This is a genomic window from Thauera carbonicopians (assembly GCF_025699485.1).
Lineage (GTDB): Bacteria > Pseudomonadota > Gammaproteobacteria > Burkholderiales > Rhodocyclaceae > Thauera.
On the sequence record NZ_JANUXN010000031.1, the window covers coordinates 1 to 24472 of the forward strand.

At 62.8% G+C, this 24472-nt stretch carries 16 protein-coding genes; 9 read left to right on the forward strand and 7 right to left on the reverse strand.

Going from position 1 to position 24472, the window contains the following annotated elements; genetic code table 11:
- Positions 1-43: 43 nt before the first annotated feature.
- Positions 44-2950, reverse strand: a complete 2907-nt coding sequence (locus NX068_RS20635; protein ID WP_263463116.1) for a pentapeptide repeat-containing protein — start codon at positions 2948-2950, stop codon at positions 44-46.
- A 302-nt stretch (positions 2951-3252) separates the two neighbouring features.
- On the opposite strand from NX068_RS20635, the gene NX068_RS20640 reads away from it, so the two are divergent.
- The 4 genes from NX068_RS20640 (at position 3253) to NX068_RS20655 (ending at position 9723) form a co-directional block, all read left to right on the forward strand.
- Entirely contained in the window at positions 3253-5448 is a 2196-nt protein-coding gene (locus NX068_RS20640) for an ABC transporter substrate-binding protein (RefSeq protein ID WP_263463132.1), read from the forward strand.
- Positions 5448-6425 carry an ABC transporter permease gene (locus tag NX068_RS20645; protein WP_068635471.1) on the forward strand — a complete coding sequence of 326 codons (978 nt, stop codon included), beginning with the start codon at positions 5448-5450 and terminating at the stop codon, positions 6423-6425. The genes NX068_RS20640 and NX068_RS20645 overlap by 1 nt, the downstream gene beginning before the upstream one ends.
- Positions 6426-6433: 8 nt before the next feature.
- The gene (locus NX068_RS20650) at positions 6434-7933 is read left to right on the forward strand and encodes an ABC transporter permease (RefSeq protein ID WP_263463118.1); all 1500 of its coding nucleotides are present in this window, start codon (positions 6434-6436) and stop codon (positions 7931-7933) included.
- A 188-nt stretch (positions 7934-8121) separates the two neighbouring features.
- The gene (locus tag NX068_RS20655; protein WP_263463119.1) at positions 8122-9723 is read left to right on the forward strand and encodes a protein adenylyltransferase SelO; all 1602 of its coding nucleotides are present in this window, start codon (positions 8122-8124) and stop codon (positions 9721-9723) included.
- A 139-nt stretch (positions 9724-9862) separates the two neighbouring features.
- On the opposite strand, the gene smpB is transcribed toward NX068_RS20655, so the two are convergent.
- Entirely contained in the window at positions 9863-10372 is a 510-nt protein-coding gene (gene smpB, locus NX068_RS20660; protein ID WP_263463120.1) for an SsrA-binding protein SmpB, read from the reverse strand.
- Between the two features lie 68 nt (positions 10373-10440).
- Between smpB and NX068_RS20665 the strand changes: the two genes are divergently transcribed.
- Both NX068_RS20665 and NX068_RS20670 read left to right on the forward strand, forming a co-directional pair.
- Positions 10441-10878, forward strand: a complete 438-nt coding sequence (locus tag NX068_RS20665; protein WP_263463121.1) for a type II toxin-antitoxin system RatA family toxin — start codon at positions 10441-10443, stop codon at positions 10876-10878.
- A 2-nt stretch (positions 10879-10880) separates the two neighbouring features.
- Positions 10881-11219 carry an RnfH family protein gene (locus NX068_RS20670; RefSeq protein WP_263463122.1) on the forward strand — a complete coding sequence of 113 codons (339 nt, stop codon included), beginning with the start codon at positions 10881-10883 and terminating at the stop codon, positions 11217-11219.
- Positions 11220-11304: 85 nt separating this feature from the next.
- On the opposite strand, the gene NX068_RS20675 is transcribed toward NX068_RS20670, so the two are convergent.
- Positions 11305-11796: a DUF4124 domain-containing protein gene (locus tag NX068_RS20675; protein ID WP_263463123.1), complete on the reverse strand. Its 492-nt coding sequence runs from the start codon at positions 11794-11796 to the stop codon at positions 11305-11307.
- Positions 11797-11875: 79 nt separating this feature from the next.
- On the opposite strand from NX068_RS20675, the gene guaB reads away from it, so the two are divergent.
- From guaB to NX068_RS20690, 3 genes are all read left to right on the forward strand, one after another.
- Positions 11876-13339: an IMP dehydrogenase gene (gene guaB, locus NX068_RS20680; protein WP_263463124.1), complete on the forward strand. Its 1464-nt coding sequence runs from the start codon at positions 11876-11878 to the stop codon at positions 13337-13339.
- A gap of 74 nt (positions 13340-13413) precedes the next feature.
- On the forward strand, positions 13414-14979 hold the full coding sequence (guaA, locus tag NX068_RS20685; protein WP_263463125.1) for a glutamine-hydrolyzing GMP synthase: 1566 nt from the start codon (positions 13414-13416) through the stop codon (positions 14977-14979).
- A 221-nt stretch (positions 14980-15200) separates the two neighbouring features.
- Complete coding sequence (locus tag NX068_RS20690) at positions 15201-16529, forward strand: tyrosine-type recombinase/integrase (RefSeq protein ID WP_263463126.1); 1329 nt, start codon at positions 15201-15203, stop codon at positions 16527-16529.
- Positions 16530-17481: 952 nt separating this feature from the next.
- Here the strand turns inward: NX068_RS20690 and NX068_RS20695 are convergent.
- The 4 genes from NX068_RS20695 to NX068_RS20710 are packed head-to-tail and all read right to left on the reverse strand — an operon-like array spanning position 17482 to position 24254.
- The gene (locus NX068_RS20695) at positions 17482-18657 is read right to left on the reverse strand and encodes a Wadjet anti-phage system protein JetD domain-containing protein (RefSeq protein WP_263463127.1); all 1176 of its coding nucleotides are present in this window, start codon (positions 18655-18657) and stop codon (positions 17482-17484) included.
- A 2-nt stretch (positions 18658-18659) separates the two neighbouring features.
- Positions 18660-22097, reverse strand: a complete 3438-nt coding sequence (locus NX068_RS20700) for an SbcC/MukB-like Walker B domain-containing protein (protein WP_263463128.1) — start codon at positions 22095-22097, stop codon at positions 18660-18662.
- Positions 22084-22755: a DUF4194 domain-containing protein gene (locus NX068_RS20705; protein WP_263463130.1), complete on the reverse strand. Its 672-nt coding sequence runs from the start codon at positions 22753-22755 to the stop codon at positions 22084-22086. Before NX068_RS20705 ends, NX068_RS20700 begins: the two co-directional genes overlap by 14 nt.
- On the reverse strand, positions 22752-24254 hold the full coding sequence (locus NX068_RS20710) for a Wadjet anti-phage system protein JetA family protein (RefSeq protein WP_263463131.1): 1503 nt from the start codon (positions 24252-24254) through the stop codon (positions 22752-22754). The genes NX068_RS20705 and NX068_RS20710 overlap by 4 nt, the downstream gene beginning before the upstream one ends.
- Between the last annotated feature and the right edge of the window lie 218 nt (positions 24255-24472).

Sequence of the window (24472 nt, forward strand, 5' to 3'; positions counted from 1 at the left end):
TCAACGCCATGGTCCGCACAGGCAAACATTGGGACAAATCGCTTCACGATGCTTGACTTCTAAGACGGTTACTCAGTTGACCGATCCGGCTGCGGGAAAGATCGATGCAAGGCTTCCCCTTCTGCGCAGCATTGTCGGCGAGATTGTCTCCGCTGATGACCAGGCTGGCACCGGCATGCAGACCGGCAAGATCGATCACGCCTTCGACACGCGCATGCCTCGGTTGTCGCTCTATGTCGGTGGCATCAGCGAGCAGGACGTTGCCGTCCACCCGGGTATCGCGGGCGCTGAGCTTACCGCGTACTTCCAGCCTGCGCAGATCGACATCGCCTTCGATGCGGGCGAGGTCGGCAGTGAAGTCTTTCGCGCATTTGATGATCGCATTGCCGTCACTGGCGCGGAGATTGCCGCCGATCCGGGCATTATCGAGACAGACTGAGTCGTCGATCTCGCAGCACCCGAGGTTGATGGAACCTGCGGTGCGGATGCCGCGCAAATCGAGCTTGCCTCCGACCCGGGCTTTTATTTCCGCGATGGTCTTCTCGATGGCCTCCTTGGCTGCATCGTCATTCGGATTTAAGCCGCGTTCTGCAAACTGCGAGCGGAAATGCGCTTCGGCGTCCTCGCGCCAGAACCGCAGGCCGCCCCCCAGGCTCGTACCGAGAGCGACGAAACCGCCCTCGACATAAGCTGCTCTACCGAAGCTGTTGCCGCCGGGAGCGACGGTACGCAGACCCGTGAGATCGATACCTGCGCCGACCTGCAGATCCATTAGCAATACGCCGCCGGCGGATGTCCCGCAGATCATCGGCTTTTTCTCTTGAGCAAGCCAGGGCGATGCACAGAGCCTCAGACGACCGCAGTATCCGGTGATGAACTCGACGAGTCCGGTGATCTCTGCGCCTGCGCAGTCGATGTCGCCGCGTACCGAGGCGCCGGAAAGCACGGCGGCGGCGCCGATCCGGGTGCGAAAGCGGTCGTGCAGGCGCGCAAACAGCGAGTCTTCGAGCCGTAGTCCGACCAGTGTGAGCGGCCCGCCGACGAAGCAGCCGCTGAGCTCGAGCTGGCCCGCCCGGCTGCGAGAGAGATCCAGCTCGGTCTCGATCCGGGCCCGCCAGCCGCGTTCACCGTCGTCGAAGTCGAGCACACCGAGATTCACGGAGCCGGATATCTCGCACGATTCGAGATCGAGATAGCCGTAAATACGCACGCCGCGGAGATCGGCCTGGCGAACGCGCAGGCCGTGCATTACCAGCGCTCCACCGATGAACGTCCGTCTGGCCTTGACGGCTTCACCGAATGTGCTGCGCGAGGTATTGCCGATCAGGTCGAGCGGCCCGTCAACTGTCATGTGCGACAAATCGATTGCGCGCTCGTCGTCGGCGTCATTGCCGCGGCGATATACCTGCAGGCCTCGGGCGCGCATCACACCGCCAATTCGCGCCCATTGCGCGCGAATGCGACCGAATACGGTCAGATGGTCGGCAAAGACCCCCCCTTTTGCCTCGAGCCCGCGCAGATCGAGAGTCGGCTTGACCCGGCGTTGCTTTTCCGCGCTGCTGCCCGATGCGTCGTCGATGGCCCCATGGACATATGAGCGGTCGAGACGCAACGCACCCTTCACCGTCGCATTGCGAGCGCTGAACCTTTCCAGAAATCGGCAGCCGAGCAGTTCCAGTGAGCCCTCGAAGACCGTGTCGTCAAATACCACGTTGCCTGTGAATTCGATGTCCTCCAGCCGGACCGTACCAGCAAAGACACTCTTATCGGTCACGTCACCGCTTACCCGCAAGCCGCGCAGTCTGATCGGCGGCCTGGGCCCGTCGCTGACGGCAAGGAATTGCCTGATACGGGCCAGCAATTCCTCGGCGGCAATCTCCTCGCGCTTCTTTCGCCGACACAGCAGCGGCACGGGTGGGCGAGCCTGTTTGACGTCCAGCTGAGGTAAGGGCAACGTGTCGACCCCGGCAATCGGCGTATCTTCATCCATCTGGATTGCGCCGTCTCCATTGACCGAGAAATCGGCATGAAACAGGGTATTGCGATACCAGACGAGCACGCCTTTGAAGCAGAGCGCTGGGATTTCCCGCACCGCATTCTCGTCACCGGTTTCGCCGCTTTCCCCTGCCACCGCAGGGACTTCCGGCCTGGGTGGGTTACGGCCGCTCATCTCGTCAAAGAGCTTCGCGATCACACCAGGGAGCAAATCTAGACTTGCTCGGTTATCCGCTCGTTTCTTCCTTACTTCGACGTATGCCTTGGTTTCGGTTCCCGCATCAACGGGCGGGAGATCGAACACATCGGCTTCCTCGACACCGGCAACCGGCTCGAACATGGTCAAATGCCGCATCTCCGCCCGTTCCTCGAGCGGCACAAGTGCGCTTTCCCAGTCGAAATCCTTGCTGGAACCGGGGATCAGGAAGGGGGTGAGGGTGTAGTCCACATCCTCTTCGCCACCGAGAAAACTGCAGAAAAATACCAAGTACTCACGCACGTGCTCTGGGTCGAGTCGAGATAAGTCGAGCCCGGCCTGTACGTTGAGCTGGTGCAACGGCGACGAGGTCCAGTCGAGCAGCGTCCAGGGGGCCGAATCTTCAAACGCATCGATGGGCGCGCGCACTGCGAACAGATGCGCAAGCCGTTCGTAGCCCGCCAGATCCGGATCGTCTTCGATGACGCAGGCAAAACGGTAGAGCAGCCAGTCCTCGCCATAGAAGGGCAGCGGCCGCGTATCGACACCCTCGACCGATAATGCAGAGTGCTCGGCCTGCGCCGGCGGCTTGGTGCCCGTGACGCGCGCCAGCGTAGCCCTGACGCCATGAGGGGAACTCACCAGAGCAGCCTTGAGGCCGCGAGTCGAGTCCAGATGATCATTCAGCGTTCCGATCGCATGCTCGGCCATCTTCCGGTTGAGCTTCGTCCACACTGCATCGTCTTGCGGCAAGTACATTGTCGGGATCCGTTGGCTACCGTTGCTTGAACCTAGTAGCCGACCATATCCCCGTCAAGATCGATCGGTGAGATGGCCCGGTTCTGCTGCCTGCGTGGCGCGGGATGGATGCTGAAGGGGCAGCAGGCATGCTGGCGCGCTGCGATGGCCGGCAAAACCTGCCAGAATCGCGGCTGTCCTGATTCCTCCGTCTGCCTGTGCCCCGTCTTCCGGCTCCTTCCGTATCGTCGCTCTTGTGCCGTCCGCCCGGTCTGTTCCGCCGTGCCTTCGCACGGAGTGCGGCGGCAGCTTGCGCGCTGGTGATGCTGGGCTGTTCGGCGGGGCTGAACGATCCGTATCCGAGCGTTGAGCGCGGCGAGAACATCTTCTACACGGCCTTCACCGAGCGTCCCAAGCATCTCGATCCGGTGCAGTCCTACAGCGAGGACGAGGCCGCCTTCCTGTACCAGATCGTCGAACCGCCGCTGCAGTACCACTATCTGAAGCGCCCGTATGTGCTGGAACCTGCCACTGCCGCGGAGATGCCCGGGGTGCGGCGCTACGACCGCAACGGCCGGGAACTGCCGGCCACGGCGGATGCGGCGAACGTGGCGAAGACGGTGGTCGAGATCCGCATCAAGGAGGGCATCCTCTACCAGCCGCATCCGGCATTTGCTGTGAACGAAGACGGTTCGCCGCGCTATCTCGGCCTGACGGCGGACGATCTGCATGGTGTCCGGGGCCTGGGGGACTTTGCGGAAACCGGCACGCGCGAACTGCTGGCGGCGGACTATGTGCACCAGATCAAGCGGCTCGCCCATCCGAGCCTGCATTCGCCGATCTTCGAACTGATGGCCGAGTACATCCCCGGCCTGAAAACGCTGCATGGGCAACTGGTGGCTGCACAGAAAGCCGCGGCGGAGCAGGGTGGCGGTGCGCTGGATCTGGAGCGTTTCGAGCTGCCGGGCGTCGAGGTGGTGGATCCCCATACTTACCGCATCACGCTGCAGGGTGCTTATCCGCAATTCATGTACTGGCTGTCGATGCCTTTCTTCAGCCCGGTGCCGCCCGAAGTCGACCGTTTCTTCGCCCAGCCCGGCATGGCCGAGCGCAACCTGACGCTGGATTGGTGGCCGGTCGGCACCGGCCCCTACATGCTGGTCGAGAACAACCCGAACGCGCGCATGGTGCTGGCGCGCAACCCGAATTTCCGCGGCGAGCCTTATCCCTGCGAAGGCGAGCCGGATGATGAAGAGGCGGGACTGCTGGCCGACTGCGGCAAGACCATGCCTTTCATCGACCGCGTGGTGTTCTCGCGCGAACGCGAAGGCATTCCGTACTGGAACAAGTTCCTGCAGGGCTATTACGATGCTTCGGGGGTGTCGTCCGACAACTTCGACCAGGCGGTGACGATGACCAGCCAGGGCGACGTGGCGCTGTCCGATGAAATGGAAGAGAGGGGCATCCGGCTGCTGACCTCGGTGGCGCCGTCGATTTTCTACCTCGGCTTCAACATGCTCGATCCCTTGGTCGGTGCGGCCGGCTCAGGTGGCTCAAAGGAGAAAGGCGCTGGATCGCGGGAAAGCCGCGAGCAGGCGCGCAAGCTGCGGCAGGCGATCTCGATCGCGCTCGACATGGAGGAGTTCGTCTCGATCTTCCTCAACGGCCGCGGCCTGCCGGGCATGAGTCCGATTCCGCCCGGCATCTTCGGTGCGCGCGAAGGCCGCGAAGGCATCAACCCGGTCGTTTATGAATGGCAGGGTGACGACGAGAACGGCAGGCCGGTGCGGCGTAGCCTGGACGAAGCCCGCCGCCTGCTGGCCGAAGCGGGCTGGCCGAACGGCCGCAATGCGCGCACCGGCGAACCGCTGATCGTCAACCTCGACACCACGCCGGGCGGCCTGGGCGACAAGACGCGCTCGGACTGGCTGGCCAAGAAGTTCCGCTCGCTCGGCGTGCAGTTCGTCGTCCGCCCGACCGACTGGAACCGCTTCCAGGACAAGATCCGGCAGGGCAACGCCCAACTCTTCTTCTTCGGCTGGAATGCCGACTACCCCGACCCGGAGAACCTGTTGTTCCTGCTGCATGGTCCGCAGGGCAAGGTGAGGTTCAGCGGCCAGAACGCGGCGAACTACGAGAACCCGGAATACGATGCCTTGTTCGAGCGCATGAAGGCGATGCCCGACGGCCCTGCGCGGCAGCAGGTGATCGACCGCATGGTGGCGATGCTGCAGCACGACGCGCCCTGGGTGTTCGCCTTCCATCCCAAGACCTATTCGCTGCAGCATGGCTGGGTGAACAACCGCAAGACCGGCGCGATGGTGCGCAACAACATCAAGTACCTGCGGCTCGAGGTCGAGCGCCGTGCCGCCGCCCGGGCGGAATGGAACGAGCCGGTGCTGTGGCCGCTGGTGCTGGCGGCGCTGCTGCTGCTTGCGATGGTCTCGCCAGCGGTGCTGCACTGGCGCCGGCGCGAGGTCGCCACCGCGGTGCCGGACGAGGCGGGGGAGAGGCACTGATGCTGGCCTATCTCGTCCGCCGCGTGCTGTATGCGATCCCGATCCTGATCGGCGTCAATCTGCTGACCTTCGTGCTGTTCTTCGTCGTCAACTCGCCGGACGACATGGCGCGCATGCACATCGGCGTCAAGCGCGCCACGCCGGAGGCGATCGAGCGCTGGAAGGCCGACCGCGGGTACGACAAGCCGATGTTCGTCAATGCCGATGCGGAAGGCAGCGCGCGCTTCACCGATACGATCTTCTTCGACAAGTCGCTGCGGATGTTCGCGCTCGAGTTCGGTCGCGCCGACGACGGCCGCGACATCGGCCAGGAGATCCGCGACCGCATGGGGCCGTCGCTGGCGATCGCGCTGCCGACTTTCGTGCTGAGTTTGTTCGCGTCGATCAGCCTGGCGCTGCTGCTGGTGTTCTTCCGCGCCACCTACCTGGATTTCTGGGGCGTGGTGATCTGCGTGGCGATGATGTCGATCTCCAGCCTGTTCTACATCATCGGCGGCCAGTGGCTGGTGTCCAAGCTGTGGGCGCTGGTGCCGATCTCGGGCTACGCGCCGGGGCTGGACGCGACGCGCTTCCTGATGCTGCCGGTGCTGATCAGCGTGCTGGCCGGCATCGGCTCCTCGGTGCGCTGGTACCGGACGATCTTCCTCGAGGAGATCTCCAAGGACTACGTGCGCACCGCGCGTGCCAAGGGCTTGTCCGAATTGGCGGTGTTGTTCCGCCACGTGCTGCGCAACGCGCTGATCCCGATCCTGACCGGCGTGGTGGTGGTGATTCCGCTGCTGTTCATGGGCAGCCTGCTGGTGGAATCCTTCTTCGCCATTCCCGGCCTCGGCAGCTACACCATCGACGCGATCAATGCGCAGGACTTCGCCGTGGTCAGGGCGATGGTGTTCATCGGCTCGGTGCTCTACATCATCGGCCTGATCCTGACCGACATCTCCTACACGCTGGTCGATCCGCGGGTGAGGCTGGAATGAGTGCGCCGATGAGCTTCCAGCCCGTATTGCTATGGACCGACCTGCTGCTGTTCGTGCTGCTGGCGGTGGCGCTGCTCGCGATCGTCCATGTGCGCGGCAACGAGCCGCTGCGCGCGGCCTGGCGCAAGGTCGGCAAGCGCCCGACCGGCATGGCGGCGGCGGCGGTGCTGCTGGCCTTCGTCTTGGTCGGTCTGCTCGACAGCCTGCACTACCGGCCGCTGCTGCCGGCGGCGCAGGCCGAGGCATCGGCTGCAGGGGCCGAGACCGAGAACGGCGCCGAGGCCGCAGTCGATGCCGAAGCAGCGACGGGAGCCGAATCTGCCGCAGGCGGGCAGCCTGGGCCGGTGTATTCCACCGAAGTGTTGTCGGTACTGGATGCTTTGCTGGAGCCCTTGCGCGCGCAGACCGAGAAAACTTATTCCGCGCCTTTCGCCTGGCAGCTCTACCAGCGCGAGGCGATGGAATTGCCGGACGGCCGCCAGGTGCGCGACTATCCGCGCCTGGTGCATGGCGCAGCCCACCTGCAGGAGCCGGAGGGCGAACGCGCCGCCGACGTCGCGGCGCGCGTCGCCAGCGGCGCCGGGCTGGCGGCGGTGGCGTGGCTGCTGTGCTTCGTCGTGCTCGCCACCATCGTGTGGCAGGGCAGCGGCCTGGGCTGGGGGCAGGTGGCGCTGGCGATGCTGACCGGCCACACCGTATTGGCCTGGCGGGCGGCGCTGGTGACGCTGGCGATCATCCTGCTGATCGTCGGTGTGTGCCTCGAACTGGCGCCGCTGTACCACGTGCTGGGCACCGACAAGGTCGGCCAGGACGTGCTTTACCTGTCGCTGAAGAGCGTGCGCACGGCGCTGGTGATCGGCACCATCACGACGCTGGTGATGATGCCGTTCGCGGTGGCGCTGGGCATTGCCGCAGGCTATCTCGGCGGCTGGGTGGATGACGCGGTGCAGTATGTGTATACCGTGCTGAACGCGATTCCCGGCGTGCTGCTGATCGCAGCGGCGGTGCTGATGATGCAGGTGGTCATCGACACCCATCCGCAGTGGTTCGACACCGCGGCCGAGCGTTCGGATGCGCGCCTGTTGGCGCTGTGCTTCATCCTCGGCATCACGAGCTGGACCGGGCTGGCGCGTCTGCTGCGCGGCGAGACGCTGAAGCTGCGCGAGCTGGAGTACGTGCAGGCAGCAAGGGCTTTCGGCGTCGGTACGCCGGCGATCCTGCGCCGCCACATCCTGCCGAACGTGATGCACATCGTGCTGATTTCGCTGGTCATGGATTTTTCCGGGCTGGTGCTGGCGGAGGCGGTGCTGTCCTATGTGGGTATCGGCGTCGATCCGACGACGATCAGTTTCGGCACCATGATCAACCTGGCGCGGGCCGAACTGGCGCGCGAGCCGATGGTGTGGTGGTCGCTGGCGGCGGCGTTCGTGTTCATGTTCGTGCTGGTGCTGGCGGCGAACCTGTTTGCGGACGTGGTGCGGGATGCGTTCGATCCGCGGCGGAGCTGATATTTCGCGCGGCTGTCCAACCGATAGTGAACCGGTGTGCTCGTTTGACCGGATCGCAGGTATTCCTTCCGTGGGCTGCGGAACTCGCCCTGCGGGCTCGGACAGTCCTCGCCCGCTCCATGAATACCCCACACTCCGGCCAGCGTTGATGCTGGCCCGATGATCGAAAACCGTAGGTGAGGCGTCTCATGCGAGAACTTCGTTTCGACAATCGCTTCGTGCGCGAACTGCCGGGCGACCCGGTGGATGGGCGGCACGTGAGGCAGGTGCATGGCGCCTGCTACTCGCGGGTGGCGCCGACGCCGGTGCGGGCGCCGCGCTTGCTGGCATGGGCACCGGAGGTGGCGGAACTGCTCGGGTTGGATACGGCGGACGTGCTCGATCCCCGCTTTGCCGAAGTGTTCGGCGGCAATGCCTTGCTGCCGGGCATGGAGCCATATGCGGCCTGCTACGGCGGGCATCAGTTCGGCAACTGGGCGGGGCAGTTGGGCGACGGGCGGGCGATCACGCTGGGCGAGGCTATCAACCCGCAGGGACAGCGCTGGGAGCTGCAACTGAAGGGGGCGGGGCCGACGCCGTATTCGCGCCGGGCGGACGGGCGGGCGGTGCTGCGCTCGTCGATCCGCGAGTTCATCTGCAGCGAAGCGATGCACCACCTGGGGGTGCCGACGACGCGGGCGCTTTGCCTGGTGGCGACCGGCGAGCAAGTGGTGCGCGACATGTTCTACGACGGCCATCCGCGCCCGGAGCCGGGTGCGGTGGTGTGCCGGGTGGCGCCGTCCTTCATCCGCTTCGGCAATTTCGAGATCTTCGCCTCGCGCGGCGAGGAGGAACTGCTGCGGCAATTGATCGATTTCACCATCGACCGCGATTTTCCCGAACTGTCCGCGGCCGAACCCGATCCCTCGGAGCGCAGGGTGCGCTGGTTCGAGGAAGTGTGCCGACGCACGGCGGTGCTGATGGCGCACTGGATGCGGGTCGGTTTCGTCCATGGCGTGATGAACACCGACAACATGTCCATCCTGGGGCTGACGATCGACTACGGTCCCTACGGCTGGATCGACAACTTCGACCCCGACTGGACGCCCAACACCACCGACGCCGGCGGGCGGCGCTATCGTTTCGGCCACCAGCCGCGCATCGCGCAATGGAATCTGTGGCTACTGGCGAACGCGGTGTATCCGGTGATCCAGCAGGTCGAACCGCTGGAACGGGCGCTGGCGATGTATGCCGAGGTGCACGAGGCGGAGAACCGCCGCATGACGCAGCAGAAGCTCGGCTTCGAGACCTGGCGCGAAGGGGAGGGCGAGGAGGAAGGCGAGGATGGGGCGCTGGTGGCCGAACTCCACCGCATCCTGCAGGCCGGTGAGATGGACATGACGCTCTTCTTCCGCCGCCTGGCCGAACTGGATGTGGCGCAGCCCGATCCGGTGCCCGTTGATGAACTGTTCGGCGAGGTGTTCTACGAAGAAGCCCGCCGGAACGAGGTGGCCGCGGCATTCCAGGCCTGGCTCGCACGCTACGCAGCGCGGCTGCGCGAGGAAGGCGTGCCGGCGGAATTGCGCAAGGCGCGTATGGATGCGGTCAATCCGCTCTACGTGCCGCGCAACTACCTGGCGCAGCAGGCCATCGACCGGGCCGAGCAGGGTGATGCAAGCGGTGTCGTGGAGTTGCTCGATGTGCTGCGCCGGCCGTACGTCGAGCAGCCGGGGCGGGAAGCCTTTGCAGCGAGGCGGCCGGACTGGGCGCGCCACAAGGCGGGATGTTCGATGCTGTCCTGCAGTTCCTGAGGCGTGGCGTTCCTGGGGTGGGATGGGTCAGGCCTCGCAGGTCGGGCCACGTGGATAGAGCCGCAGGCGAAAATCACCGAACGGCATTCGGCCCCTTGCGCTCGATGGGTTTCGCTTCGCTCTACCCGTCCTGTATCTGCTACATCTGCGTGCGCATCAGGCGCTGCTTCTCGCGGTCCCAGTCCTTCTTCTTCTCGTCCTCGCGCTTGTCGTGCAGCTTCTTGCCCTTGGCAAGGCCGATTTCGAGCTTGATGCGGCCCTTGACGTAGTGCAGGTCGAGCGGCACCAGGGTGAAGCCGGCGCGTTCGACCTTGCCGATCAGGCGGGCGATTTCCTTCTTGTGCAGCAGCAGCTTGCGGGTACGCACCGGGTCGTGGCGGACATGGCTCGACGCGGTGCTGAGCGGCGCGATGTGCATGCCGAACAGGAAGATCTCCTCGTTGCGGATGATGACGTAGGATTCCTTGATGTTCGCCCGCCCGGCCCGGATCGCCTTGACTTCCCAGCCTTCGAGGACGATGCCGGCCTCGTGCTTCTCTTCGATGAAGAAATCGTGGAAGGCCTTGCGGTTTTCGATGATGCTCATTGCTCGATGATCCTTCGGCGGCGTCGCGCCGATGCGGTGCGCGGCCAACGGGCTGGTCCGCATGCGGTAGAATCGCGCATTTTAACAGCACGGCGCTACCCGTTTCGCACCGTGCACCGCTCAGGTTGTTCATGGCCGACGTCAAGAAGCTCGTTCTGATCGAATTCACGCCCGCGCAGATGTTCGAACTCGTCGACCGGTGCGAAGACTACCCGCAGTTCCTGCCTTGGTGCGGCGGCGCCGACGTCCATCAGCGCACCGACACCGTCACCGCGGCGACGCTGCACATCAATTACCACGGCATCAAGGCGCATTTCAGCACCGAAAACACCAAGCGCTGGCCGACCGAAATGGACCTGCGCCTGACCGACGGCCCTTTCACCCATCTGGACGGGCACTGGCGCTTCACGCCGCTCGGCGACACCGCGTGCAAGGTCGAATTCAGCCTGCGCTACCAGTTCTCCAGCAAGCTGCTGGAGAAGGTGCTGGGGCCGGTCTTCAACCACATCGCCAATACCTTCGTCGATTCCTTCGTGAAGCGCGCGGCGCAGGTCTACCCGCGGGCCTGAGCATGGCGACGATCCGCGTCGAAGTGGTCTATGCGCTGCCGCGGCAGCAGGAACTGATCGAGCTGAAGCTGGAAGAGGGCGCCACCGTGCGCGATGCGGTGGAAGCTTCGGGGCTGCTGGGCAAGTATCCCGACATCGACCTGGACGGGCACAACAAGCTCGGCATCTTCGCCAAGCTCGCCAAGGCCGACACGGTGCTGCGCGACCGCGATCGGGTCGAGATCTACCGGCCCCTGATCGCCGACCCCAAGGCGGTGCGCAAGAAGCGTGCGGCAGAGGGCAAGGTGATGAAGAAAGGCGGCGGCCCGGCGGAAGAAAAGCCCGAAGCTTCAGGCGCTTGAGTCGTCGAGCGCCGACACGCCGGGCGTCGACACGCTGGACGTCGCCATGCCGTGTGCCGCGGGCGCCGAAACTCCGGCGCTTCCTTCAGTTGCAGTGCTGCTCGATCTGTTGGCGCAGGCGTTCCGATTCCGCCGCGCGCGCAGCGTCGTCGACGAATTCGCGCTCGCCCGCCGAGTTCATTCGTGCGATCCGCTGTCCGGAGTCGAGCGCCGTAAGCTGGTTGCGCGCGTCGGTACAGAAACGCTGTCTTTCAGCTTCGTCGGCGGCATTCTGTGCCGCCGTGGCCTCAGCCTCGGCTTGTTCCGCACGGCGTTGACGGAAGGCGGTGTCCGGGTCGACCGGCTGTTCAGCCTCCGGCTGCGCCGCTTCCTCGTTCGCAGCGTCATCGGTGGCTTCGCCTTCGATCTGCGGGGCCGAGGCGGGGGGCGGGGTGCCGCGCAAGGTCTTGACCGGACCGCTGGGTGGCGGGATGTCCGAATAGTGGGTCCGTCCGTCCTTGTCCTTCCAGCTGTAGATTTCCGCGGCTGCGGGCAGCGCGGTCAGCAGTGCGAGAAGGAGAATTGCGGGACGAATCATTCAGGAACTCCGAAAAGCACGGCTTACATGCTGTGAAGGGCGTCTGTATAATACGGATTTGGTCGAAAGGATAAAAGCCATGCGAGTGATTCAGAAGGCGCTGACGTTCGACGACGTCCTTCTCGTTCCCGCCCACTCCACGGTCCTCCCGCGCGATGTGAGTCTGCAGAGCCAGATCACCCGGCGCATCCGTCTCAATATCCCGCTCGTGTCCGCCGCCATGGACACCGTCACCGAAAGCCGCCTGGCCATCGCGCTGGCGCAGGAAGGCGGCATCGGCGTCGTGCACAAGAACCTCACGCCGGCCGAGCAGGCGGCGGAAGTGCACAAGGTCAAGCGCCACGAGTCCGGCATTCTGAAGGATCCGATCACCATTCCGCCGACGATGACGGTCGGCGAGGTGGTCGCGCTGCAGCGGCAGAATCGTTTTTCCGGCGTCCCCGTTGTCGAAGGCGGCAAGGTCGTCGGCATCGTCACCAACCGCGACACGCGCTTCGAGACCAATCTCGATCAGCTCGTGTCGGAAATCATGACTCCGCAGGACCGTCTGGTCACCGTGCGCGAAGGTGCCAGCCTCGAGGAAGCGCGCGAACTGCTGCGCGTGCACCGCCTCGAGCGGGTGCTGGTGCTGAACGACGCCAGCGAGCTGTGCGGTCTCATCACGGTCAAGGACATGATGAAATCCACCGAGCACCCGTTCGCGGCCAAGGATGAGCACGGCCGCCTGCGCGTGGCCGCGGCGATCGGCGTCGGTGCGGGCACCGAGGAGCGTGCCGAACGCCTGGCCGAGGCCGGCGTTGACATGATCGTCGTCGATACCGCCCACGGCCACTCGCAAGGCGTGCTCGACCGCGTCAATTGGGTCAAGAAGACCTTCCCGCACATCGAAGTCGTCGGCGGCAACATCGCCACCGCCGATGCCGCGCGGGCGCTGGTCGATGCCGGCGCGGACGGCGTCAAGGTCGGCATCGGCCCCGGCTCGATCTGCACCACCCGCATCGTCGCCGGCGTCGGCGTGCCGCAGATCACCGCGGTCGACAACGTCGCCAACGCGCTTGCCGGCACCGGTGTGCCGATGATCGCCGACGGCGGCATCCGCTTCTCGGGTGACATCTCCAAGGCGATCGCCGCCGGCGCCAACGTCGTGATGCTGGGCGGGCTGTTCGCCGGCACCGAAGAAGCGCCGGGCGAGACGGTGCTGTTCCAGGGCCGTTCGTACAAGTCCTATCGCGGCATGGGTTCGCTCGGCGCGATGGAGAAGGGTGCGGCCGACCGCTACTTCCAGGACGAGAACTCCGGCAACATCGACAAGCTGGTGCCCGAAGGTATCGAAGGCCGCGTGCCCTACAAGGGTTCGGTCGCCGCGGTCATCCACCAGTTGATCGGCGGCCTGCGCGCCTCGATGGGCTATCTCGGTTGCGCCGACATTCCGGCCATGCACGAGCGTGCCCAGTTCGTGCAGATCAGTTCGGCCGGCATGCGTGAATCCCACGTCCACGACGTGCAGATCACCAAGGAAGCGCCGAACTACCAGATCAGCTGATCGATCCGTTTCCAGTATCCCAGGCGGCTGACAGGCCGCCTTTCCTTTTTCCGCCGTTCGACATTTTCCGCGCCATGGCCCACCAGAAAATCCTCATCCTCGACTTCGGCTCCCAGGTCTCCCAGCTCATCGCCCGCCGCGTGCGCGAGCAGCAGGTGTACTGTGAGCTTCACCCCTTCGACGTGTCGGACGACTTCGTGCGCAACTTCGGCGCCCAGGGCGTGATCCTGTCCGGCGGTCCCAATTCGGTGTACGAAGCCGAGGACTGGCGCGCGCCGCAGGCGGTGTTCGAGCTCGGCGTGCCGGTGCTCGGCATCTGCTATGGCATGCAGACCATGGCCAGCCAGCTCGGCGGCAAGGTCGAGAGTTCGAGCCATCGCGAGTTCGGTTATGCCGAAATGCGCGCGCGCGGCCATTCGAAGCTGTTCGAAGGCATCGAGGACCGGACCAACGACGAAGGCCACGGCCTGCTCGACGTCTGGATGAGCCACGGCGACAAGGTCACCGAGCTGCCGCCGGGCTTCAAGCTCATCGGCAGCAACGATTCCACCCCGATCGCGGCGATGGCGGACGAAACGCGCGGCTTCTACGGCGTGCAGTTCCACCCCGAAGTCACGCACACGATCAAGGGCAAGGAAATGATCGCCCGCTTCGTGCACGACATCTGCGGCTGCGGCCACGACTGGAACATGCCCGACTACATCGCCGAAGCGGTGAAGAAAATCCGCGAACAGGTCGGCGACGAAGAAGTCATCCTCGGCCTGTCGGGCGGCGTCGATTCCTCCGTGGCGGCGGCGCTGATCCACCGCGCGATCGGCGACCAGCTCACCTGCGTGTTCGTCGACCACGGCCTGCTGCGCCTCAACGAAGGCAAGCTGGTCATGGAAATGTTCGCCGGCCGCCTGCACGCCAAGGTCGTGCACGTCGATGCCACCGAACAGTTCATGGGCCACTTGAAGGGCGTCACCGACCCCGAACAGAAGCGCAAGATCATCGGCCGCGAGTTCGTCGAAGTCTTCCAGGCCGAAGCGAAGAAACTGCCGAACGCCAAGTGGCTGGCGCAAGGCACCATCTACCCCGACGTGATCGAATCCGGCGGCGCCAAGAACAAGAAGGCGCACACCATCAAGAGCCACCACAACGTCGGCGGCCTGCCCGAAACCCTCGGCCTCAAGCTGCTCGAACCGCTGCGCGAGCTGTTCAAGGACGAAGTTCGTGAACTCGGCGTCGCCCTCGGCCTGCCGCACGACATGGTCTACCGCCATCCTTTCCCCGGCCCCGGCCTGGGTGTGCGCATCCTCGGCGAAGTCAAGCAGGAATACGCCGACCTGCTGCGCCGCGCCGACGCCATCTTCATCGACGAACTGCGCGCCGCCGACTGGTACGACAAGACCAGCCAGGCCTTCGCCGTCTTCCTGCCGGTCAAGAGCGTCGGCGTCATGGGCGACGGCCGCACCTACGAATACGTCGTTGCGCTGCGTGCCGTGCAGACCCAGGATTTCATGACCGCGCACTGGGCGGAACTGCCGCACAGCCTGCTGGGCAAGGTCAGCAACCGCATCATCAATGAAGTGCGGGGGATCAACCGGGTGGTTTATGACATCAGCGGGAAGCCGCCGGCGACGATCGAGTGGGAGTGAGTTTTCCTCGTTTCAGGGCGTTCCAAGACGTTCCGGTTTTTACCGAAAACTCAGTCCTGACAACAGGTTAGCATCTCATACGGTTTCACAATGCCTCACTCAAGCCCGCCGACTTTGGCGGTATAGGTGACGGTATCGGTGAACCGGTCCTTCAACTACCGTCAGTTGGTACCGTCAAATGATCTGACGGTACCAACTGACGGTACGAACTGGAGGAAAAGATGCTTACTGACAAGCAGTTAAGGGCGCTGAAGCCAGCCGAGAAGGTCTACAAGGTCACTGACCAGCAGGGGCTGTACGTGGCAGTTCTGCGTACAGGGAATATCAGCTTTCGTTACGACTATCGATTGAACGGTCGTCGCGAGACCCTCGTGATCGGGCAGTACGATCCGGCTCTCGCGGCCAAGCAACCGCGAGAGCCGTCTGCCCTCGAATACGGCATGTTGATGACGCTCGCCGAAGCGAGGCTGCTCCTCTTCCAGGCGCGACGGGCCATCGAACAAGGTGAGAGTCCCTCTCGCTCGAAGGTGGAGAAGCGGATCGAGGCCAACGAAGGGATGACCTTCGGCAGGTGGGCAGAGAAGTACTTTGTCGAGGCCAAGCTGGCAGCGTCGACGCGTGCGATGCGTAGGGCCGTCTACGATCGCAACCTCGCTACGGAGTTCGGCCGTCTAAAGCTGGAAGAAATCACGCCGTCGCGCTTGCTGGCGAGATGCGAAAAAATCAGGGAGCGTGGTGCACCTGCACCGGCGGTTCAGGCGCGGGACATCGTCCTTCAGATTTATCGCTTCATCCAGGCGAGAGGGTTGAAGATCGAGAACCCGGCGGAAGCGATTCGCCCAAGCGCCATTGCGACCTTCAAAGTCAGGGATCGGGCGCTTTCTCCCGAGGAGATCCATAAGTTCTTCAATGCGCTTGAGGAGGTCTCCTCGGCGGCCACGTTGCGCCTCGCAGTCAAGTTCATGTTGCTGACGATGGTGCGAAAGAGCGAGTTCACGCAAGCCAAATGGGATGAGGTCAACTTCGAAACGGCGGTGTGGACGATTCCCAAGGAGCGGATGAAGGCTGGCCGACCACACAACGTCTATCTCAGCCAGCAGGCCCTGGACATTCTGGTGGCCTTCAAGACTTGCTACGGCGCTAGCCCATACCTCCATCCAGGGCGCTACGAGTCGGATTTCCCGATGAGTCATGGGACTCTGAATCGTCTGATTGTTGCCGGTACGGAGGTGATCGTCAGTCGAGATGAAGAGTTCGAGCCGTTTACGGTGCATGACCTCCGTCGGACCGCCAGTACGTTGCTGCATGAAGCTGGGTACAACACTGACTGGATCGAGAAATGTCTGGCTCACGAGCAACGGGGAGTGCGCGCCGTTTACAACAAGGCTGAGTACGCCGAGCAGCGAAGAGCAATGCTCCAAGCTTGGGCTGATATGGTGGACTCATGGATTTTGAACGGACCAAGTCCTGTCCCACCCATCAAGCTGAGCTTTCCGCCAGAGACGCATTTGGGTTCGGAGCTCCAAGTGGCGTCAACTCGGCCTGCGTGAGAGAAGTCAGTGGGGCAAACAGCCCGCTTTGGCAGGGAGGGGATGCCCCACTGATGATACGAATTCACTGGTAATGGAGCAGAACGTGGCACGTAGGAAGATCACACACATCCCCTTGAGTTTCCGTCCACACACGGGACCGCTGCAGTTTGGCGGCGACTGGCCAGGTGTATTTCTTCGCGGCGACGAATGCGGTGAGTATTGCAAGGCTATCGAGCTTGTACGTGGCGCCATCAAACAACAGGCCATGTCGGGGAAGTCGCCGGAGAGCGTTGAGGCTGAACTACTTGGCGCGTTGTCGTCACTGCAGGAGTTGTCGCGGTTGCTCAAGTCTTGTCGTTTGAAGCCGCAGCAGTGGGTTCGGTCCGTATAGGTTGTCCGCCGCTGCCTTCGCAAATCCGGGCTGGAAACGAAGAGCCGCATTTATAGTGCGTAGATGTTTCTGAGAAAATCAAAACGTAGGTAGATGATTGTGTAAGTAAGTAGACGATGTGATGCGACTTCAGGGCTTCTTATATGACTCATCTCTATCTTGGTTACGAAGCACTCATTCGCAAGTATCAACTGCGGGTACCTTCACTGCGCTGCATCTATGCGGCCACCGAGTGAGCCATCGGTTCCCGGACCGTCAATGCAGATGGAGATGAGCGCATTGAGTTGCCCTTGCAGCGTATCAGCGATACCGAAACCTTGGCAGGGAAGCTCAACTTCAGTTGTGGTGACTGGTGGTGATGCGTATTCCGGTCGATGTGAGCATCTGATCCAGTACATGCTCACGAAGATCAGCGTTCATGGTCACTGGCGGTAAGCTGAACATCTCGGTCCGCAAGGAGTCGGTTAGGTGCCACCAATCAGCAGTCCATCATTCCGAAGCGCAACTTTCCGATCTGAGGAGTACGCGCTATCGCCCCCCTTGATCGGCGCCAAGATCTGTGACATGACTGCATGGCTTTTAGTCGTTTAGCGCTTCCTGCTCCACAATGAAGCCGGCCTCGGCGACGGCTTGCCCCAACTCCTCCCATCCGGCTTCGGTCGCAAAGGTGCGAATGCGCTCAAGGGTATGTTTTGTCGCAGGTCTGCGCATGACTTCCGGAACGTCTTCCGGGGCCATCCGAAATGGCTTCAGCGTCCGTTTGGCCTCGTGCGCAATCCTCGCGATCTGGGCCGCAATCCGAAATCCACCTTCGTCGATATCACCCCAGTGATACAGGGCAACAGGTTCGGGAAGGCTTCGTATCAGCCGCTCGTACATGGCGCGCCACGCGGGGGAGGGCATGCCGGCAGTGTAGATGAGCAGGACGTTTTCGTTTTGATGTTTGACGGCTTCGGTATGGAACGTGGTTTGGTTTTCGATAGTGAGCACGTGCTGCGGTACGTCATCGACAGCTAGCACCGAGCCAGCATGGAAGGCGGAGTAGGGCGCATCGAGGAGTGCGCAAACCCGGGACCGTCGTATCTTTACGGCACCGGCCAGACGCACCGGTTGTTCCTCCCGTATGAGCCCCAGTTCCTTCCAGACATCGAAGGGCTGCCGCGGGGGCGCATCGATCGAGCCTGACAACAGCACATCCAGGACGGCGGTTAGACGCTCGATGCGCTTACTGTCCTTGAACAGTCGGGCGCTGACCTCGCGGATCGGAAGTTCGCCTTCTGATGCCCGGGTATCGGAGGCCATTTGTGTGACCACGGCGCACGCATCCCGCCACTCGGCGGCCTGCTCAGGCTTGGTGTTCCTCACCGACCGGAGCTCCGACCACTTGATAAGCACCTCGGCGAGCACCGGATGCTGTTCCAGTACCGGCTGTAAAGTCCTCCGAGCTTCTTCCAGCACGGAACCGCGGGTCGTCATTCCCAGAAAGGCAGCCAAGCCGTTCAGATCCTTCAGTTCGACCCGGGCCAAGTCGCGCTCGTCTCGAAAGCCGCGGTCGTAGATGAGCGCGACGGCGCCGGCGTCGGAAGCCGCCCGCATGGAGGCCTCGAATTCTTCTCGCTCTCGCAGGTTCCGCAGCCCTCGGTACGGTTCGAGCCGCTTGCCAGTGATGGCGGCCGCCCTGGAGCGCCTGCCTGCCTGCTGCCGCTCACCGTCCTGTAAGAGCTTGGTAAGAAGATCGATAGCCAGATGATTCATGTTCAGACCTCTACCGAAGCGACCTGCCGACCCGGCGTCCGGGCTAGCTCTTCCTGCAGTAGCTCAGGGTGGAATTCCACCATGTCCGAACGCATCAGTCGCCGTGCTTCTTCGGTCACATCATGGCCCGACATCCACACTGCGTTGTTCTCAGCATCTCGAACGATGTCGTAGTATCGATGCAGGAAGGCAGTCAGCGTACCCAGGTTCTCGCCGGGACTGGCCATGAACACCTGAAGGCCCAGATCCTCGAAATAGCGCATCGTGGCGGTGATATTGATCGAGTCCATCTTGTTGAAGGCCTCGTCCAGCAGAATCAGGCGGATTCCGTCGGTGTGGTCCTTGCTGAGTCGATAAGCTGAAGCCAGGGCAGCGCCGGCGATCACGTAGAGCGGGGCCCGGTGTTCCCCGCCGGAGCCGGGACCGATCCGCTTGCTCAGCCGTCCAATGACCTTGAACTCCTCGTCCGACGACGGGGCGCGCAGGATTTCAATGTCGAATTCGAAGAACTCGCGGTAATCGTCCAGGGGCGTGCGCTGGCTGCCGGCACCGACTGCCGTCGCCTCTTCCAGCAAGGTGAGGAATTGCTGCGGGACTTCGCCGGCGGAGCTGAAGAGGCCGTCTTCGGGTCCGAAGGATGCGACATCCTTGACGAATTTCAGTAGGTCTGCGTATTCAGGGCGAACCTTGCGCTGAAAGCGATAGCGCTCACCATTTGAGAATACCGGGCAGCTCTTCAGGACGGAGTTTAGGCGGGAGAAGGTATTGTCCAGCTCCCGCAGGTTGTCGCTCAGCGTGATGGCGACGTCGGCCCTGAAAATCTCCTTGGCCGCCTCAACCGCCTGGTTTGCCTCCTCTTCATAGTTGTGGAGCTCGGTGCCGATCAACCGATCGAGAAGGGCCTGCATCCAGGCCCAGGCGCGTCGCCAGTCGTTACGGACCACGTCCTCAATGGAGTCACGGTATTCGCGCAGGAAGTCACTAAGCCCGTTGTTGCCTCGAGTGGCTGCAGTGGATTTCTCGCTCGCTTGGTTGCGGCGACGGTTTTCGGCGATGGCGTTCATGCGCGGATATTGATTCTCGCCCGCCGTCTCTTTCAGAAGCTTGTCCCATTCCGTGGCGACGTAATCCTCGTCCACCTCATGAGTGCTCCGGAACTCTTGGGCGTGCTTGCGCGCATTTGCCGCCATATTCTCAGCCAGCTTAAGGAGATCAGCAGCGGTCTGGACGGCCTTTTCGGCCCCGCCGAGAGCCTGCGCTGCTGCGATGAGCGCATTATTGCATTCGGCTTTACGCTTTTCTGCGTCGGAGACACGGGTACAAAGGAGCGCGTACCCAGTATCATCCAGATTGTGCATCTTGTCCTCGTAGGCCTGCACTTCCCGCTGCGCGTCCTGATAGTTCTTGCGCATTAGGGAAATCTTGGCGAGGGCCTTATCCTCGGCTGGGACGGTGCTGATGAGTGCGTGCAGCCTGTTGACAGCGCCCTGGCGTCGCTCAAGTTGTTCCCGCGCGAGCTGAAGCCGTCCGAGCTCGATCTGCAGGGCTTGGACCCGCTGCGCCGGGGTGACGCCCAAGCGTAGTTGCCGTGCGGGCTTGATGCGATCCACTGCGGCGCCTCCCACCAGCATGCCATCCGGCGTGAGCGTGCGCTCATGCCCCAGCGCTTCCACGTCCGTTTCTGCCTGGCGGATACGGCCAAAGAGGCTACGGATGTAGTCGACGGCGGCCCGGTGGCTACCCTCGATCAGCGCCGCGACGAAATCCTTCGTCACCTCTTGCTTCTTGAGCCGGTTCGCCAGGACGAGCTTGGCGCCATATACGGTGCTGCTTCCGGACAGCGAGCGATACAGCCGGAAAGCTTCCTCCTCTTTGTCGGACACGACCAGGGCCTCTAGGTTGGTCGGACCCAGAAAGCCTTCGATGACCGGCTGCCAGCGGGCGTCCGTGACCCAAACCACGTCACATACCGGAATGGATTCCACGCCGTGATCGGCCAAGTGCTGCTTCAGGGCCAGCACTGGTTTGGAGAGTTCGATCTGGCCACGGCCGGCTCGCTCAAGGTTTTCCGAAATGGCGGCTTCGTCGCCCTTGATGGCCTCGATCTGACCATGAAGGTTTTGACCGATGCGCGTCAACTCGGTCCAGGCGCGCTTTAGTACTTTGATGGAGACTTTGACCGTCGTGGTCAACTGCTGCTCGTTCAAGCCCCGGTGCGGCGCGTTGATGAAGTCGGCCAACGCTTGGCGTACCGCCTCCATCTCGCTCTTCAAGGGTTTGAGATCCACATCCTCGGCCGCATTGCCGGTAATGGCATTGATCTCGCGGAGGTACTGAGTCAGCTCGGTCGCGTATCGGCCAGCGTCCTGACGCTTCTTCTCTGCTTCCGTGCGATACTGGTCCAAGTCTTTGTGGGCGGCATGGGCGTCCCTCAGCTCGACGGCTGCCTTCATGGCGTATTCAGCTTCACTAAACGCTTTCTCGCAGGCGTCCTTCTGTTCCTTGCAGATTAAGCATGAGTCGTCTGCCTCCCGATGCCGAACTATCGCCTGATTCGCGAGTTCCCCTTTCTCTTCGGCAAATACGTCTAGGCGAATGGCTTCCCAAGCCGATTCCCGACGGGCGTGACGGTCTGCTGTCGCAAAGGCCTCGGCAACCTTCTCACCGGCTGCGATCTGCTTCTTTACGCGGGCAACCATCTCCTGCACGGCCCGCATGGAGTCCATGGTGTCCTTGAAGCGCTTGATTTCGGTGGGGCGCGCCTCCAGGATCTCGTTGCGAACGATCTGGTCGACGGATCTGTCAAAGCGCATCCGGAGGCCAAAGCGGAACGCCCGGGAGAAAAGCTCACGGTCAGGTCTGCCACCCGATCCACTTAGACGTAAGAGCACGGCCTGCAGGTAGCGTGAGGCGTCCTGGAACAGGATATCTCCGTCGGAGCCCGCTTTCGAACGGCGCACGAGATCGGTCCTGAACGTCTTCCAGTCCCGCGGCCGGTCTTTGCCGCCCTCAGTGGTCAGATGATCGGTCAGGCTGAGATCTACCCCGGGCGCGATATACCGGCCCAGGACCTCGTGCCCCTCTCCGTCACCGGAGGTATACAGGCACACACCCATGGAGATGGGTTCGTTGGTTTTCCGGTTACGCCACACCAGGGTGATGTACGTGGTGGCATGGTCCCGGACCCGTTGATCCGGGCCTTCGCCGTATTGGCCTAGACAGTAGCCGCGGATGGAACGCGTCGTGTGACGCTCGTCGGCTTGGGCATTCAGCGCCATAAGCTTGGAATTGCCACCGAGCATGGCAATCTGCACGCCGTCGATGAAGGAGCTCTTGCCACTGCCGTTGGGCCCGAAGACGCCGCAGACCTCGTCGAGACGGATGGTCTCCGCTTCGAAAAGAAAGAATTGAATAAGATGGGTCCGCTCAAGCGTCAGCATGTTCTTCTCCTTCGTTTTCGCCCGAGTTCTCCGTGTCTACGGGTTCAATGTCTCCTGCGGTCGAGGCTGAGACCGCCCAGGCGGCGATCCGGTCAATGGCCGCTTGTCCCAAGACCTCCACGATGCCGGGCCGAATGGCCACCCCGTTCTGACCGATGCCGTTGGTATCGGAGATCTCGTCCTCATCTAGGCGTCGGGCGATGCCCCAGCGCCGCAACTGCTTGAGCGTTGCATCCACTTCGCTCTTTCCGGGAAGCTCCCGCCCCGTCATAAGCCGGTACTTCTCTTCCAGATCCACGAAATCGCAGGTCACTTCGCCGTGATCGTTCATGTCGCCGGCACGCGCCGCATCGTCATAGATCCGGCGCAGCACAAGGGCCATCAGGGTATGCCCGGTCGATACCGGCGTCGTCCGCTCGTGCCGGGGGATGGCGCAGGCGTAGCTCAGTTGCCGATTCACTTCGACGTCCACGCCTAACAGGCCAAGGGCGGTCTTGAAGTCGCGCTCATAGCGCTCGATCAGCCAGTAGGTGGTGCGGCTGCGCTTGTCGGCGTGGTAGATGACCTGCTCGGTCAAAAGCCTGTAGGCGGCCTGCTCGAAGTCGTCGGGCAAGTATTGGCCGTTGGTACCGGCAGCAATGGACTCCCAGGAATTCATTGGGCGGGTTCTTTCCGTTTGAATTGGACTGATACGAGGAAGGGGGCGCCGCTGAGGTGCGAGCCTGGCTCCTCCCCGGTCGAAGTGATCTGTGTCGAGAATCCGCGCGCCATGGAGCGCGCATTGAGGCGCAGTTGGCGCGAGCGCGTACTCATGGCCAACGCCAGACTGCTCAGCGTCTGGAATGCACGAAGGTCCTCGATGGATTCGATTTCAATGTCGGTAGAGCGTAGTTCGCCGGCAGGGTCGATATGGCCGGCGACGAAGGAGGCAAGCCTGGGCGCAGTGACCATGCGCGCGTTACGGGCGGTTTCACGCAACCTTGCTCGAGCGAGTTCTTCGATACTGGGCGCGCTCTTGCGCAGGCCGTCGGCCTGTCGACGCTGAGTGGAGCGCCTGGGCTCGGCCAGGAGCGCCGGGGCCACCATGGGGCCGGCCGCCAATGGTGCATCACCGATTTCGCTGCCCGCAGCCAGGACGCGCTTGATCGCGGCGTCAATGGCAGTATCGACCGGATGGGCCGAGCGCAGGCGATAGCCCAGAAAAGCCAGGGCCCGGCGGTTGGCGCGGCGGATCTCGTCATCCAGGCGATCGAGGTATTCATCGATCCGGGCCAATTCCCGCAGTCTGTTGATGTCGCGCTCGAACATACGCAAGGCCCGCTCGGTGTCTCCGCCACAGCGCTGGGCCTGGTACCACCCGAGAAGCCGCGTTCGGTCTGTTTCCGAGTCGTAGAGGCTTTCGATCATCCCCAGGATGATGGTCCGGCGGGCAAGGGGATGATCCTTGGTGCGCAACTGGCGGTAGTCACCGACGAACACTTCCTCGATGTAGTCTCCAAAAAAACGGCGTACGTATTGGGCCGTGGAGATGTCGGCACCCATGGCATCCATGAGATCGCGGACACTGGTGCCGGTGTTTCGGACATGCTCCAGGAGGCTACGGGTTTGATCGGCCGCCTCCATGAGCGAGTCGCCGCCGCCACCATTGATCACTTGCTGAATGTTGAGCTCGATTGAGCGAATCTTGCCGCCCACGAAGACGGGCCCGGTCTCCGCGAAGCTCACCAACTGGGAGAGGAAGTGATTGACGGTGGGCGCCATCATGACGCGGCGCTCGATGCCGTGGCGCTCGTATTTCAACCAGCCGGCATCGACGAAGGTGCTCACAATGGCGTTGGCACGAATCCCGATGGGCGTGGCCTGGGGTTCCGCCTCATCGCCTTCGGCCTCCCAGTCGTCCATTTCCTCTAGGGCGCTTTCGATGTCTCGCACGATCTCTCGGGTGGCAAAACCGGTACTGGGTGGCAACGGTGCTTCGGGACCGAAACGGCGCCGGTGCAGATAACACAGCAGGATCCAGTATCTGAACCGGTTGGTCATGCCTAGCGGTTTGAACAGGCGATCAGGAAGGCGCTCGAAGAGCAGGACCGCTGCCTGTCCGCCCAGAGCAACGGCTTGAGAGCGTAGTGGTGATGGCGATGGGTTATCCGAATTCATCGATTGATCCTTCGCCATAGAGTGTATGCGTTGGGCAAGTGATTTCGCAGTCCGTCAAAGCTTTCGGCAGCCCTACAGCCAGGCCCTTCGTTTCTTTCCCCCCGTGCAGGATGATATTGGCGTGGGAAAAGTCAACTTCTTGACTCTTGTATCTTTAAACCAGACCCGCGCGGTAGAGTTTGACTGCCGTATAGGCAGTCAAACCGGCCGGTGCAGCT

Excerpts from the sequence above, each read along its gene's own strand:
- NX068_RS20710 (WP_263463131.1), bottom strand. The coding sequence starts at position 24,254 with ATGAATTCGGATAACCCATCGCCATCACCACTACGCTCTCAAGCCGTT.
- NX068_RS20695 (WP_263463127.1), bottom strand. The coding sequence starts at position 18,657 with ATGAATCATCTGGCTATCGATCTTCTTACCAAGCTCTTACAGGACGGT.
- NX068_RS20645 (WP_068635471.1), top strand. The coding sequence starts at position 5,448 with ATGCTGGCCTATCTCGTCCGCCGCGTGCTGTATGCGATCCCGATCCTG.
- NX068_RS20640 (WP_263463132.1), top strand. The coding sequence starts at position 3,253 with ATGCTGGGCTGTTCGGCGGGGCTGAACGATCCGTATCCGAGCGTTGAG.
- guaA (WP_263463125.1), top strand. The coding sequence starts at position 13,414 with ATGGCCCACCAGAAAATCCTCATCCTCGACTTCGGCTCCCAGGTCTCC.
- NX068_RS20650 (WP_263463118.1), top strand. The coding sequence starts at position 6,434 with ATGAGCTTCCAGCCCGTATTGCTATGGACCGACCTGCTGCTGTTCGTG.
- NX068_RS20675 (WP_263463123.1), bottom strand. The coding sequence starts at position 11,796 with ATGATTCGTCCCGCAATTCTCCTTCTCGCACTGCTGACCGCGCTGCCC.
- NX068_RS20690 (WP_263463126.1), top strand. The coding sequence starts at position 15,201 with ATGCTTACTGACAAGCAGTTAAGGGCGCTGAAGCCAGCCGAGAAGGTC.
- NX068_RS20665 (WP_263463121.1), top strand. The coding sequence starts at position 10,441 with ATGGCCGACGTCAAGAAGCTCGTTCTGATCGAATTCACGCCCGCGCAG.
- NX068_RS20655 (WP_263463119.1), top strand. The coding sequence starts at position 8,122 with ATGCGAGAACTTCGTTTCGACAATCGCTTCGTGCGCGAACTGCCGGGC.
- NX068_RS20705 (WP_263463130.1), bottom strand. The coding sequence starts at position 22,755 with ATGAATTCCTGGGAGTCCATTGCTGCCGGTACCAACGGCCAATACTTG.
- NX068_RS20670 (WP_263463122.1), top strand. The coding sequence starts at position 10,881 with ATGGCGACGATCCGCGTCGAAGTGGTCTATGCGCTGCCGCGGCAGCAG.
- smpB (WP_263463120.1), bottom strand. The coding sequence starts at position 10,372 with ATGCGGACCAGCCCGTTGGCCGCGCACCGCATCGGCGCGACGCCGCCG.
- NX068_RS20635 (WP_263463116.1), bottom strand. The coding sequence starts at position 2,950 with ATGTACTTGCCGCAAGACGATGCAGTGTGGACGAAGCTCAACCGGAAG.
- guaB (WP_263463124.1), top strand. The coding sequence starts at position 11,876 with ATGCGAGTGATTCAGAAGGCGCTGACGTTCGACGACGTCCTTCTCGTT.
- NX068_RS20700 (WP_263463128.1), bottom strand. The coding sequence starts at position 22,097 with ATGCTGACGCTTGAGCGGACCCATCTTATTCAATTCTTTCTTTTCGAA.